Source organism: Limnofasciculus baicalensis BBK-W-15, assembly GCF_024178385.1.
Classification (GTDB): domain Bacteria; phylum Cyanobacteriota; class Cyanobacteriia; order Cyanobacteriales; family Coleofasciculaceae; genus Limnofasciculus; species Limnofasciculus baicalensis.
This window is the reverse complement of record NZ_JAMZMM010000165.1, coordinates 1-13,358: the sequence shown is the minus strand read 5'-3', so window position 1 is coordinate 13,358 and position 13,358 is coordinate 1. Positions and strand designations below refer to the sequence as shown.

Genomic DNA, 13,358 nt, shown 5'->3' with positions numbered 1-13,358 from the left:
AAATAATACACTCTGGTGTAAATACGCTCGCAAATCAATAATAGCTCAAAGCTCTCTGAGAAACCCGGTTTTTTCAAAAAACCGGGTTTCTTCTGCCCATCAAATTTCTTTGGGTGGAGTACTGGGGGAAAGGAGATCTCGATAACAGCCCTGAATTGATATTAATTTACAGGATAACAAAACGAAGGGATCTCCTGTAGTTTGCTGAGAACTTTAAATTAGTAGCAAGGGATGCTATAATCAACGACCGTCGAGTAAGCATCAATACCCCCTGCCACATTTTTGACATTGGTGAATCCCTGACTCACTAACCATTCACACATCTGACGGGAACGGATACCGTGATGGCACATCACTAGGGTTTCAGCATTGGGATCGAAGCGGGTGTGAATTTGGTTTGACCATTCGGCAAATTCGCTCAAGGGAAGAACCTCGAAGCCTTCTACGCTAGCGATCGCGACTTCTTGGCGTTCTCGCACGTCAATTAACTGAAGCCTATCAGGAGATTCTACCATCCGCTGCGCTAATTCTTCTACACTGATTTGGGGGATGGGTTGACTGAAGGATTGACTTGTCATTTGGTTTAAGGGGTAAGGTGTAAGAGGTAAGGGGTAAGCGGTAAGGGTAACTTTTGACTTACCGATCCTCCTTGTTGGCAAGAATAACCCGCCGAACTAATAATATGGGTTGATAGCAGTTGCCAAAATACCTAGATTTACCGAGACTTAGACTAGCTTCTTCTCGACCTGAGAGAGCGTGGTAAAAAATACGCGAGGATGTTATCAAGCTGGGCTTATGCTGAGTTTTATAAACAGTTAAACTCAATACTTTCTAATAGAGGGATTGAATTAATAACAGTCAATCCTGCCTATTCTAGTATGATTGGTTTAGTCAAATATCTGAGGCTGTATGGCTTGGCTAGTGACACGGGGGCAGCCCTAGCGATTGCCCGTCGTGGGATGAGATTAAGTGAAAAGATACCAGGCTCCTTAACCGCCTTTGTTGATGTGAAGTCAACTAAGCACGTCTGGAGCCTGTGGCATCAACTGAATAAAAAGCTCGAGCAGTCCGGTATTAATCAAAGACATGATTATTATACCGTCTCTAACTGGGATTTTCTGGCCAACCTCGATACCGGGGAAGCGTCACCGCACTAGAAGAGATTGCTTAAGAAACTTATACCGTTGAGTTTATCTAGGTTTACCTAGATTTTTATAAGCGGTGGAATTGACCTTGATTTCTTACTTAATCGCCCTCAAACGCCATCGGAAGTTATTTATGAAGCTACGCTCGTTTTTTTATCCCTTTACAGTAGTAGTCTCGGTACTGCTAATTGCTCTTGGCAGCTTTTTCTGGTTTACCTCCTCAGCCGAGGCAAGTTTGCCCCAGGAAAATACCCCAAAAAACCCATCAACTGCAATCTTTGTCTCCAAACAGACACCTCTAATGGTATCCCTCCTGGGAGAGAGAGAGAATTTGGAGGAATTGCGGCAATTACAAGACAGTCTGGTAGCCCCCCTCGATTTAAACTATCGGCAAGATATCCAATCCTGGGTAGGCGATGAAATGACAATGGCTGTCACCTCCTTAGATTTAGATCGCAATCCTGAGAATGCCACTCAGCCCGGATATCTGCTAGCCTTAACCACAGACAATCCAGAAAAGGCAAAGGCAGCTTTACAAGTACTTTATTCCAGCAAAGCAATTGCCGGACAAGGGGATTTAGTATTTGAACCATACCAAGGCGTGACTCTACTTTACAAGCGTCCTCTCCCTGAATTAGTCAATGATGATACTAAACCTAATCAACCTCCCAAAATCATCACTAGCGCTGTAGTTGCCAATCGCTTTGTCTTGTTTGCCAATCATCCCAAAGTATTGCGAGATGCAATTAATAATGTCCAAGCGGCGGATCTCAACTTGGCAAATAGCCCCGAATATCAGAAAATTTTGCCCGCCTTGGTGGAAAATCGAATTGGTCTGAGTTTCATTAATGTACCAGCTCTAGCTGCCTGGATTTCTGCAAAATCTATACTACCGCGAGATTCATTTCCAACATCCCAAACTTTAGGCATCGCTTTCTCCTTGGATAATCAGGGATTACTAGCCCACACTGCCATTCTTGGGGCAGAAGCAAGTGAAGAAACTATCGTCCCCCTCCTCTCCAAACCCGTAGATGCTTTGCAATATATCCCAGGGGAGAGTGCCTTGGCAATTGCTGGAAGTGACTTAAATCAACTCTGGCATAGTCTCTCGACAGAAGTTGGGAATGAAGATATTCTTAAATCTCTCTTGGATCGATCTATTGCCCGTTTGGAATCCGGTTGGGAGATTAAATTGCCAGAAAATATCTTCAGTTGGGTGCAAGGCGAATACGCCCTATCATTGTTACCAAGTTCTGATTTAGTTAATCCAGATTGGATTTTTGTCGCCGAAAAACTTGATAGCGCCAATGCCGAAGGTGCAATCGCAAATCTAGATGAGCTTGCCGAAAAGCAAGGGCTAAGTGCCGGAATATTACCATTTCGCGATCGCAATTTGACTGTCTGGACTAAACTCGTGCCTTCTACTGTTGAAGATGGCAAGGGCAGCTTGCTGAATTTAGAGGCAAAAGTGCAGGGCATACACACCTCTATTGGAAATTACGAGATTTTCACCAATTCAATCGAGGCAATGGATGAAGCCCTTAAAGGAATGGATAATTCTCTATTGAATGACGAGACATTCCAAGATGCGAGAGCGCCTTTGCCATTTAATAATAATGGCTATTTCTATATCGATTGGTCTAATAGTAAAGCATTCATCGATCGTCAGCTCCCCCTAATGCGAATAGTGGAATTAATCGCACAACCCTTATTCGATGATTTGCGCACTCTGACGGTTAGCAATTACGGTATCGATAATGGCGTTCAGCGTAGTAAGCTATTTTTCCAGTTTTTTGAAGGGGAAAATTAGAGATTGATTGGTTATTGGTTATTGGTTGTTGGTCAAGATAATAATCTGTAGGGGTGAAGCATTTGGACGACTAAATTCGTCAAAAACTGAGGTATTAATATCCAAATGCTTCACCCTGCCCCAACGGAATGATCTGCAAGATTCCAGAAACCCGGTTTCGCCAAAGTTACCGGGTTTCTCTGTACCTCACCTACCTCATAATTGCTGTATATTCACACCAAACCAGCTTGAAAAATCTGGTTCGCAGTAAGATTTAACTCAGGAAAAGTTTGGGAGACAATGGGATCATTATCTCGAAACTTACTAATCTGATATTCTCTATCCACCAAGTTACAGACAGAGATTGTTGGTTGTTTGGGATTACCAATAAAATTACGTCCACCCAATGCTGCATAATCTAGAATCCAATATTCTGGAATACCCATTTCTTCATAATCAGCAAACTTCAAATGGTAATCATCCCGCCAATTGGTTGATACAATCTCAATTACTAAAGGTATCGACGAACCTAAACTGAGGGTAGATGCTTTTTTCCATAATTTCTCGTTTGCCAGATTTGCCCGATTTAGTACCAAGACATCTGGAAAATAACCAGAATCTTTTCCGGAAGGTTTAACTATAACTTGATTGGGGATACCGTAGGGTAGTTGGAGACGTTTGATTTCACAAGAAATTTCGATACCTAAAAAGCTTTTAACTTCTTCATGATCTCCTACTGGTTGTGCCATTTCAACTATTTCACCATTATGTAGTTCGTAGCGTACCCCATAATTTTCACTTAAGCGATCGATAAATTCCTCAAAAGTGACTATTTTGGCTAATGTTTGAGTCATAGGTTTTGAGAATTACTCCTTTGAATAATTTTATCTTTCGTAGTTAAAAATAACTTAACCCAACCCCCCAAACACAGCTAAACCATTTGTCTCTTGGTAAAATTTAATTTTACTATCAAGTGTGACCGGGAGTATTTTTATTTCGGAGATGTCTATTTGAGATCAGGGTGTGTTGCGCCTCGGCGACAACGCACCCTGCTTGATGGATGGGATTATACTTGCTCTGGAGGTGTGGTTGTCTCCTCTTTGGATTCTGGCGAGTCAGAGGAAGTGGGTGTTTTTAGCAATTCTATCAGTTTGGAGTTTGGTCGATTACGGAAAATGATTTTGGGAGATTCTGATGGTGTGGTATCTTCCACTGCTGGTTTTGTTTCGGGGGTTTCCAATTCAGTCGTGGGTTCAGTTACCTTTTCTGCCGTCATAATTGTATCCCAGGGAGATCCCAGTGGAGCAGGTGGCTCTGGGGATTCTGTCACTTCCGGTGTTTTTGACTCGACTGGTGTCATCTCCTCAGCCATGACACTTGTCTCCTCGGAGACTTCTGGTATAGGATGTGGCTCTGCCGATTCTGTCGCTTCTGGAGTTTGTGACTCCACTGAGGTGACTTCCTCAGAGATCACAGTTGTCTGCCATGATACTTCCGATGGATCTGATAACTCTGCTGATTCTGTCACTTCTGGAGTTTGTGACTCAACTGAAGTAACTTCCTCAGAGATCACAGTTGTCTGCCATGATACTTCCGATGGATCTGATAACTCTGCTGATTCTGTCACTTCTGGAGTTTGTGACTCCGCTGGGGTGACTTCCTCAGAGATAATATTTGTCTGCCATGATAATTCGGATGAAGCTGATGGCTCTGGCGACTCTGTTACTGCTGGGGTAACATCTGTTGCAGATACTTCATCAGATAGAGCAATTGCTTGCTCTGGTAATGTTTGTAACTCAGTAGTTTTTGGTGTCTGATTCGTTTCTCCAGAGCGTTTTTTGCTAAAGAAATTTTTAAACAAGCCAGAGACTTGCTTAATTGGACTTGATTTTTCTTTGACTGGGGAGAGACTTGCTTCAGGTTTCTCTGCTACTGCTTCTGCTGCGGGCGTTTGGGGCGCGATCGCTTCCCAGGTTTCCTCACTAAATTCCTCAGTAGATGATCCTGCTGTAGCTAGATTATCATCGGTAGAAGCTGTCTGAGTTTGATGTGGCTCAGTTACTTCAGTAGTTTCTGCTGCTGCTGTCGATAGATTATCCTCGGTAGGAGATGGGGCTACTTCTAGTTCCGCGATCGCTGCAATAATATCTCTTGGAGTTATTCCTGTATCATCTTCTTCAGGAGAAGATGATACAGTTTCCGCCTCCCAGTTACGATCCCAGTTACCAGCAGATGGGAGAGTTTCTGCTTCCTCGGTTGCTTCAATAGTTTTTGCTTCCTCGGTTGCCCCCAATTCCCAATCCGGAATCTGAGCCTGCGGTGAGTCTTCCACTGCTTCAGGAGTCTGTACTACTGTCGCAGTCATTACAGTTGGAGCTGGTGGAGTCTTAACTTGCTTTTTGCCCAATAGACTCGTGATTGGTTGTAGTAGTTGTTGTCCAAACCCCCATTTAGATAAATTTTTTATTTTTTCTAGTATTTCAGGGGAAATCTCAGTCCGTTTTTCCGGTGATGTCAATTCTAGCCGCATGGTGAGGGTTTGCCAGCCTAACCATCCTAGCAGAGATACGCTTGCCATTTGACCTAGCAATACCGCACCCGTAATTCTTTCCCCACATACCCATAAGATCAGGGCGTAGAATAGTCCAATGCCACTCCAGATAAAATCATTTTTGCGATGCACTTCGGGAAAAAAGAAAGCTGCCATGTAGAAGGCAAGGCTACCCAAACCGATAATTAACGCGAGGATGTATGGCAACATGTGCGGGCACTCCTTACTGTGTCTAATATATATTGACGCTGAACAGTTTCCCACAGTGCCTAGCCATGTTGGAAATTTGTACGAACGCAACATCCCTATTTTGAACAGTTAAGGGACAATCTCGCCAAGCTTGTAACAAGATATTACGATTCGCATGAAGGATGAAGGATGAAGGGTGAAGGGTGAAGGGTGAAGGGTGAAGGGTGAAGGGTATTACTCTCCCTTCCTCCAGAAGGAGAAGAGACTCAGAAATCTTGCTCCGTCTTCCATTGTAGGGAAGGGGGTTGGGCAGGGCTGTTTCATTCTCCTACAGCAACAGGTTTAAACCTGTTGCTACACTGGCTTTACCGCCCTTCGGCGGTTCAACTTATTTGTTAATCAGCTAATGCAAGACTCGCTAACCTGCGAAGGCAGGTTTTGTCTGTGTAGCGACAGATTTCAATCTGTCGTAAAATTTGAGAATGAAACAGCCCTGGGGGTTGGGGGGTTAGGTTTTTCAATTCTTCTGCACCGAAGCACCTCGATTAGCTTGACTTGGCGCTACTAAACTGCGGAAATAAATAGTCCCAATCGTGAAGAAAAACAGCAAATAACCTACCGCTTGCACCACATAAATCTTCGCTCGATACCCCAATAATGCTTTAAATACCATACCAGGAAACTGATCGTCGGGTAAAACTCCGCTCAGATTCCAAACCATTGAGCCGAGAATACAGGAATGTTCTCTGGCAAAGTGTTCGTAGTAAAAACATACCCCTTCTGACTCCCGATTCATCTGCGATAATGCCGCCATTGCTGCATCAAAGTTTGCCAGTCCACCTAACACTAAACCTGCTACAATTAGCAATAAGAATACACCCATCACTTGGAAAAATTGGCGGATATTAATTTTTACACCCCACTTAAATAATAGGACACCAATTCCCGCTGCACCTGCGATTCCACCAAGTGCGCCTAATGCGGGAATAATTCCCTGTTGAAACTTGGCAATAATAAAGACTACAGTTTCAAAGCCTTCCCGCAATACGGCGATTAAAATTAAGCTAAAAATACCCCAGCCCCGGTTATTTCCATCTTTAATCGCAGAGGTGACATTTCCTTCAATTTCACCTTTCAAAGATTTTGCCTGCTGAGTCATCCAAATCAGCATCCAACTCAAAAGTGCGATCGCAATTACCGCAAATACTGCCTCTAAGAGTGGCTCAATTACAGGTGAGTATTGAGGATAGGTGTTATTTAAGGCTTGAATACCCCAACTAAATATTACACCGACTAAGGCACTGGCAATAATTCCGACTACCACACCAGCATAAACCCAAATGTTCAGTTTTTGGGCTTTGGCTTTTTTTAGGCAGGCGAGGACAATTCCTACTACAAGAGCGGCTTCTACGCCCTCCCGGAGGGTAATTACAAAGGTTGGTAAAGCAGCACTAAAATCCATTTTTTCGTTTTTTGTTGTTGGTTGTTGGTTGTTGGTTGTTGGTTGTTTGTTATTTGTTGTTTGTTATTAGTTATTCTCCACTCTCCACTCTCCACTCCCCACTCTCCACTGCTTGTTTGGGGGCAATTTTTATTGGTTTTTGCCAGAGTGGGAAGTGGGGAATGCTGCAATATGGCGTAAAACAACCAATAACTAATAACCAATAACAACCAACAACAAATAACAAATAACAATTAACTAAAATCTCGCAACATCTTTTTAATTTCTAGACTGTGCATTTCTTCTTGCCCAATTTGGGTTCTGGCAAATTCCTCTAAGTATATACTAGCATTCTCAACCGTGTCCAGTAACTCCTTATACATCTCTAAGGCTTTTTTCTCATGGTTGAGGCTTTCTGCCAAAATATCTCTGACGGAGTGCTGGTAGGTTTCTTCAATGGGTGTAATTTTTTGGCTGGGATGTCCCTCTAAACCTGTGATAATTTCTCCAGCTTGTTGCGCGTGGAGCAAGGATTCACTAGCTTGGGTTTTGAAAAAGTTGACGATGGGAATTCTATTTGGTCCAGTTACCATCAGGGAATAGTGAGTATAACGAACAACACCTGCTAGTTCAAATTCCATGATGTTGTTGAGGATGTTGATAGTTTTTTCCTGGTCAAGATCTTTCATTTTATCTATCGAAAAGGTAAGGTGTAATTGGTAAGTTGCCGCCTCTATCTCTAGGGTGCGTTAGCAAAGTATAACGCACCATTACCACTATATGTAATCTAGCCTAGAAAAGCCTAATTTAGGTGCTACTTGAAGTCTTCTGTTCGATTGTTTTAATCAGTTGGGAGACTTCCTCTGGTGATAGTACTGGTGTTGCAGGGGGTTGGGCTGAAGGCCATGCTTTCTTTAGTTTACTCATAGCATCTGCGATGGTACTCTGAGCATCTGTATTTTCTTTGACATTTGATTTGGAGATACTGCTATATAGGCTGTCGGCGTAGGTGACAAATCCCCGCGAGTCTTGATATTCAATTGCTGCGGTAATTTTACCATTGGAAATTGCTGCCCCATACTCGGAGTTGGCAGAATCGAGCAATCCGTTAATCGCCTTCATCACAAATCCCGGCGATTTTAGTTGCGTTTCTGGTAACTTGCTAATTGCATTATCTACTGCTACCATTGATGCTTGGAATTGCGTTGCTATTTTGGGATCGTTAGGTTTGGATTTGATCAATTCTTGTAAACTCATTAATGTTGTTTTAAATTCTGGTACTTTACGATCTTGCAATTGCTCTTCCACATCAAGATAAATTTCTTCAACTGGATGACCGATATGGGGTTCTGCTTGCTCTGGCTTGCCTTGATCTAGTAGTTCTTTTGCTACTAACAGATGTCCTTTCATTAGCCCCAGTTTGATCAGATAATCCACATCTTTTGCTTCTCCAGTTAAGACAATATCCTCAAGGGTAACCATATTTTTGATCTGGTCAAATTGTTCTTGACTAATCACCTTTTTGGATACTAGTTCATCAATATTACCATAGGGACGACTTGCCTGAATTCTATTCGATAATGCTGGTACACCTAATTTTGCTTCTAATTTGTCTAATTCTGACAGAATCGCAGTATTAATATTAATCTGTTCTTTACTACTGTGGCTTTGATGAGTGGTAGCTGTAACACTAGCCGTATCAGCAGGTCCAGAGGTTGATGTGGTATTATTACTTGCTGTCTGAGCGCAATTGGTCAAAACAATCAGGAGGGCACTAGCAACTGCTAGTGAGAGAAAACGCCAAATCGATTTCATGGTAGTTTTAGTCTATTAGGAATATTTAGCAATAATTTACCTGGCTTACCATTATCCAACTATTAGTAATTTATGTCAACTAATTGGCAAAAAAATAACTAGGCGGGCGAGATTACGTCAAAATGACCCATACAGCCAGCTTCTGCGATTGCATCCTGATGGGGATGAAACATATATTTCCCGGTGTAAGGATAGGCAAATTCGAGGATATGTCTCTCGGCTGTACCCATTGTAATGACATCACTTTGTCCTGTGGGTGTCATTGTCATCCCTGTGGGATAGATACGGAAGAAGTTGGCATGAATGTGAAATGTAGCAACAGGGTTAAACTCGATTAGATTCAGGAGATAGAGCCGTATCAGTTGATTCTGATAGATGGGGATAGGATGTTCCATGTAGTAGTTGGGTATCCCATTAAAGGCAAAGAGTTCATTCTCGTTATCCTCATTAATATCGTAACCACCCATAACCAGGACAATTTCATCAGCGGGTGGACGCTTTTCGGGCGGATCTATGATAAACATCCCATATAATCCTTTGCTAATATGGCGCGTAACTGGGGCAATGTGGCAGTGATACAAATGAACCCCGAATGGCTCCGCATCAAATTCGTAAATCGTCGCTTTCCCATTCGCCACAGGCTTTATCCCATCCACTTCAGCCGGATGAATACCGTGAAAGTGCATAGTATGGGCATGTCCACCATTATTGAGGAAAATGACCCGAATGCGATCGCCTTCCGTTGCCCGTAAAGTTGGTCCCGGTATCCGACCATTGTAGTTCCAGGTTACTAAGGATACAGCACTATTGAGTTGTACGGTAGTTGTCTGAGCAACGATCCGAAATTCTCTAATTTTGCGTCCTTTTTCTTCCTTCACCGTACCATAGTCAAAGTCCCGCACCATCTTCATGGGATGGAAATTAGGATTAACTTCTGGCGCATCGCTGGGGAGTGGTGGTATTTTAAGTGAGGTTGAAGATGAGCGTTTGGGCAGTAGCCGTTGCACCACCAATCCCGCCGCAGTTAATCCTAATCCTGCCATTCCCAACTGGAGTAGTTGGCGACGATTCCACAATAATCCTTTCTCTGGCAGAAAATGGTTAGGCATGAATCCCTGGCTATTGAAAATCTTATTCAGTATTGATAGCTTAATTCCTTAAGTTATAATTGTCAATTATTTTCAAGAGCTTGGGAGTTGAGTGATTATTTAATAAACCACTAAGACACTAAGACACTGAGGAAGAGATAAATCATCTTTTAGTGTAAAGGGAGTTTAATCCAGGGTGGGTATTGTCTACCAATACCTGAAAAGCTGATTTTAGCGTTGGCACGCAATGCCCCCCTACATTCAATAGTATAAAATTTAATTATTTCAGGACTTACGCAAAATCTGTCACTAAACTCCATATATAGTAGGGTTCGTTACATAACGCACCCTACAGATAGCATAACTGCGTAAGTCCTATATTTTTAAACTAAATATGCTAAGAAAGATCGCATATACTGATTAACTAAGTCTGGTTGTTCCTGCTGGACCCAATGACTGCAATTTGGGATATAGTGGATGTAAAAGTCGCTGACATAAGTTTGGGTTTCGTAGGTTAACTCCTTACCCAAAGCTGTATCCTCTTCGCCCCAAATCATTAGGGTTGGCACTTGGATCACATGCCAATCTTGTTTGAGGATATTGGGAAAAAGATTGCGGTAATAGTTTACCATCGCTGTCAGTGCGCCCCGTCGGGCTGCTGCATTTTTAAATGCTTCAATATCGGCTGATGTAAAGGCTTTTTTGTTAATCGCCATATTTGTGAAAATACGCTCGATAAGTTGGTAATCCCACGCCTGCAAAAATATTTCTGGTAACCAGGGTAGCTGAAATAAAAAAATATACCAACTACGCAAAAGCTGTTGAGGAGTCTGGAAGCCTTCTCTAAATTTAGCGGGATGGGGTATATTCATCACAATTAGTCTTTCTAGCATTTCTGGATGACTATGGGCAAAGTACCAGGATATCAATCCTCCCCAGTCATGACCTACTAACACACAGCTATTGTATCCTAATCCCAGGATAACTCCCTCAACATCTTTGACCAACTCATCTATTCTATAAGCAGATTTATCTTGTGGTTTGTCGCTTTCGTTGTAGCCGCGCAAATCCAAAGCCACAACTTTATAGTCTTTGGCAAATTCGGGAATTTGATGCCGCCACGAATACCAAAATCCTGGAAATCCATGGAGCATTAGCATCAGTTTCCCTTCGCCTTGAGTGACGAAATGTAGCTTAATGCCATTGGTGACAATGTATTGATCCTGCCAAGTTTTTTCTGGTACTAACATGGATGAATCCTCCTCAGATATTGCACCACTCTAAATAACCTAATACTTAGGTAAAACTCAGATCTTGCACCATTCTCAATAATAGTTTTTTAACGCAGAGGGCGCAGAGGTTAGCGCAGAGGTGGCGCTTCGCTACACTACGTGAACGCAGAGGAAATTTTTGGTGTAAACTTAGATTGTGTTTTCTGTCGCAAACCAACTACGGAGAACTTCTGCTACGGACCAAGCTTGAGCAATACAACCTTTAGGCTCCATTGGCGCATCTCCATTAAAAATTTCACTAATTGTTCCTAATCCACCCTCAGATAAATGATACTCCATTGGTTCGAGGAATTGGCGAGCTTTTGCTGGTTCATTAAATACCCGCAAGTGAGCTAAGACAAAGGGACCAATTAACCATCCCCAAACTGTGCCTTGGTGATAAGCACCATCGCGGTGAGTTTCATCTCCACTATAATTACCTTGATATTGAGGATGATTAACCCCGAGACTTCGCAAACCATGGGAAGTAAGCAAATTTCTCGCACAAACTTCTACTACACTCTTCTGTTGTGCTAATGTCAGGGGACTTTCTGGTAATGATACAGCAAAAATCTGATTCGGTCGTAAAGATGGATCGTTTCCAGTTGGGGTATCTATCACATCGAAACAATATCCTGTTTCCTGATTCCAAAAACGTCCAAATCCCAGTAAAGTTGCCTCAGCCATCCGCTCGTATTCTCGGTGAGGCTGTTGCAGTTTTTGGGCAAAGACTGACATGGTGCGCAAAGCATTATACCAAAGGGCATTAATTTCAACAGGTTTACCAATCCGGGGTGTCACCACCCAATCCCCAACTTTGGCATCCATCCAAGTAAGTTGTGCCCCTTTTTCTCCTGCATAAATTAATCCATCATTAGCATCTAGGTGAATATTAAATCTTGTCCCCTCTTTATGCCATTGAATGATTTCTACTAATTTGGGAAATAGCTCTTGGAGTAACTCGCTGTCGTTAGTACTGGCATAATAAAGGCGAATTGCTTCAAAATACCAGAGCGTCGCATCGACGGTATTGTAATCGCCATCGTTGAGGGGATTGTTACTATCGGGGAAACGATTAGGTAACATGCCGCGACTGATATATTGGGCAAAAGTGATCAGAATTGAACGGGCAATTTCTTTTCTACCTGTAGCAAGAGTTAAACCAGGTAAACTAATCGCTGTATCTCTGCCCCAATCACCAAACCAGTGATATCCAGCAATAATTGTTTTACCATTTTGGTTCCCAGATATGGGGCGATTGACAATAAATTGATCGGCGGCAAGGATTAACTGATTTATCCAATCTGGGTGCGATTTTCTATTGGCAATTTCTAGTAAGTTTTGTTCGTAATTCCGCCGGGTATCTAATGCTGCTGCACCGTTTAAATTGGGATTAGTTTCAGTAGTAGCAACAATAGTGAGAGATCCTCCCGGCTCAATGGTGGCGGTGATGGTGGCGGCTAGTAAGTTATCATCAAGATCGTAAAGTCCGCGATCGCGTTCTCCGGCTAATTGAAATCCATAGTACCAGGCATGAGCTGGAGAGACATTACCACTATCGGTTAAAATAGTAAATGGCTTGGCTCCAGAAGATGCAGTTACATTCACTCCCCTTTCCACTGCCTTGATATCCATCCACCACTCTTTGGCGCGGGTTCTACTATGATGATCTCGATAGTTAACAAATGCTTTTACTGATAGAGTGAGGCTTCTAGTTGCCCTGAGTAATTTATAATATATATAAGTAGTATTTGCTCCCGATTCCATCCAAATTCGCTTCTCTAAAAGCGCATCCCCAATCCCAAATCGCCACACCGGAATTGTACCTTCCAAATGAAAGCTTTCAATATTCCAGTAGCCATGAGGATTTACGCTGCCGCTAGCCCAGGCATTCGCAAACAAAGGATAAGATCGATTGTCATATTGAGCAGTATCATCTAGTTTAGTTACAAGTAAGGTTCGTTCCAGAGGTGGATTGAGAGCAGCGACAAGTAATCCGTGATATCCCCTCGTTACCATACCTGCCACAGTACCTGATGCGTAGCTACCCAGCCCGTTCGTTACCAACC

At 42.7% G+C, this 13,358-nt stretch carries 10 protein-coding genes and 1 pseudogene; 2 read left to right on the top strand and 9 right to left on the bottom strand.

The genetic code is table 11. The annotated features are described in order from the left end of the window. Positions 1-218 precede the first annotated feature (218 nt). A complete protein-coding gene (locus NJ959_RS16490; protein ID WP_254012830.1) occupies positions 219-578 on the bottom strand; it encodes a rhodanese-like domain-containing protein in 360 nt (119 codons plus the stop codon). A gap of 168 nt (positions 579-746) precedes the next feature. On the opposite strand from NJ959_RS16490, the pseudogene NJ959_RS16485 reads away from it, so the two are divergent. Both NJ959_RS16485 and NJ959_RS16480 read left to right on the top strand, forming a co-directional pair. Beyond that, positions 747-1,157: pseudogene (locus NJ959_RS16485) on the top strand (hypothetical protein); the annotation flags it as partial. A gap of 76 nt (positions 1,158-1,233) precedes the next feature. Continuing rightward, a complete protein-coding gene (locus NJ959_RS16480) occupies positions 1,234-2,955 on the top strand; it encodes a DUF3352 domain-containing protein (RefSeq protein WP_254012829.1) in 1,722 nt (573 codons plus the stop codon). Positions 2,956-3,167: 212 nt separating this feature from the next. Here the strand turns inward: NJ959_RS16480 and NJ959_RS16475 are convergent, their stop codons facing one another. The 8 genes from NJ959_RS16475 to NJ959_RS16440 all read right to left on the bottom strand — a co-directional run. Then, a complete protein-coding gene (locus NJ959_RS16475) occupies positions 3,168-3,788 on the bottom strand; it encodes a Uma2 family endonuclease (protein ID WP_254012828.1) in 621 nt (206 codons plus the stop codon). Between the two features lie 212 nt (positions 3,789-4,000). Continuing rightward, on the bottom strand, positions 4,001-5,695 hold the full coding sequence (locus NJ959_RS16470; protein ID WP_254012827.1) for a Ycf66 family protein: 1,695 nt from the start codon (positions 5,693-5,695) through the stop codon (positions 4,001-4,003). 496 nt (positions 5,696-6,191) lie between these two features. Further along, complete coding sequence (locus NJ959_RS16465; RefSeq protein ID WP_254012826.1) at positions 6,192-7,136, bottom strand: FTR1 family iron permease; 945 nt, start codon at positions 7,134-7,136, stop codon at positions 6,192-6,194. A 233-nt stretch (positions 7,137-7,369) separates the two neighbouring features. Next, complete coding sequence (locus tag NJ959_RS16460; protein WP_254012825.1) at positions 7,370-7,804, bottom strand: ferritin-like domain-containing protein; 435 nt, start codon at positions 7,802-7,804, stop codon at positions 7,370-7,372. A gap of 118 nt (positions 7,805-7,922) precedes the next feature. Next, complete coding sequence (locus NJ959_RS16455; RefSeq protein ID WP_254012824.1) at positions 7,923-8,930, bottom strand: ComEA family DNA-binding protein; 1,008 nt, start codon at positions 8,928-8,930, stop codon at positions 7,923-7,925. A gap of 98 nt (positions 8,931-9,028) precedes the next feature. Next, positions 9,029-10,039, bottom strand: a complete 1,011-nt coding sequence (locus tag NJ959_RS16450; protein WP_254012823.1) for a multicopper oxidase domain-containing protein — start codon at positions 10,037-10,039, stop codon at positions 9,029-9,031. Positions 10,040-10,401: 362 nt separating this feature from the next. Further along, a complete protein-coding gene (locus NJ959_RS16445) occupies positions 10,402-11,268 on the bottom strand; it encodes an alpha/beta fold hydrolase (protein ID WP_254012822.1) in 867 nt (288 codons plus the stop codon). A gap of 171 nt (positions 11,269-11,439) precedes the next feature. After that, the coding region (locus NJ959_RS16440) for an amylo-alpha-1,6-glucosidase (protein ID WP_254012821.1) at positions 11,440-13,358 on the bottom strand (1,919 nt) is incomplete at its 5' end.

What these genes read in the sequence shown, in the direction of transcription:
- NJ959_RS16490 (WP_254012830.1), bottom strand. Translation starts at nt 578, where the DNA reads ATGACAAGTCAATCCTTCAGTCAACCCATCCCCCAAATCAGTGTAGAA.
- NJ959_RS16475 (WP_254012828.1), bottom strand. Translation starts at nt 3,788, where the DNA reads ATGACTCAAACATTAGCCAAAATAGTCACTTTTGAGGAATTTATCGAT.
- NJ959_RS16470 (WP_254012827.1), bottom strand. Translation starts at nt 5,695, where the DNA reads ATGTTGCCATACATCCTCGCGTTAATTATCGGTTTGGGTAGCCTTGCC.
- NJ959_RS16465 (WP_254012826.1), bottom strand. Translation starts at nt 7,136, where the DNA reads ATGGATTTTAGTGCTGCTTTACCAACCTTTGTAATTACCCTCCGGGAG.
- NJ959_RS16460 (WP_254012825.1), bottom strand. Translation starts at nt 7,804, where the DNA reads ATGAAAGATCTTGACCAGGAAAAAACTATCAACATCCTCAACAACATC.
- NJ959_RS16455 (WP_254012824.1), bottom strand. Translation starts at nt 8,930, where the DNA reads ATGAAATCGATTTGGCGTTTTCTCTCACTAGCAGTTGCTAGTGCCCTC.
- NJ959_RS16450 (WP_254012823.1), bottom strand. Translation starts at nt 10,039, where the DNA reads ATGCCTAACCATTTTCTGCCAGAGAAAGGATTATTGTGGAATCGTCGC.
- NJ959_RS16445 (WP_254012822.1), bottom strand. Translation starts at nt 11,268, where the DNA reads ATGTTAGTACCAGAAAAAACTTGGCAGGATCAATACATTGTCACCAAT.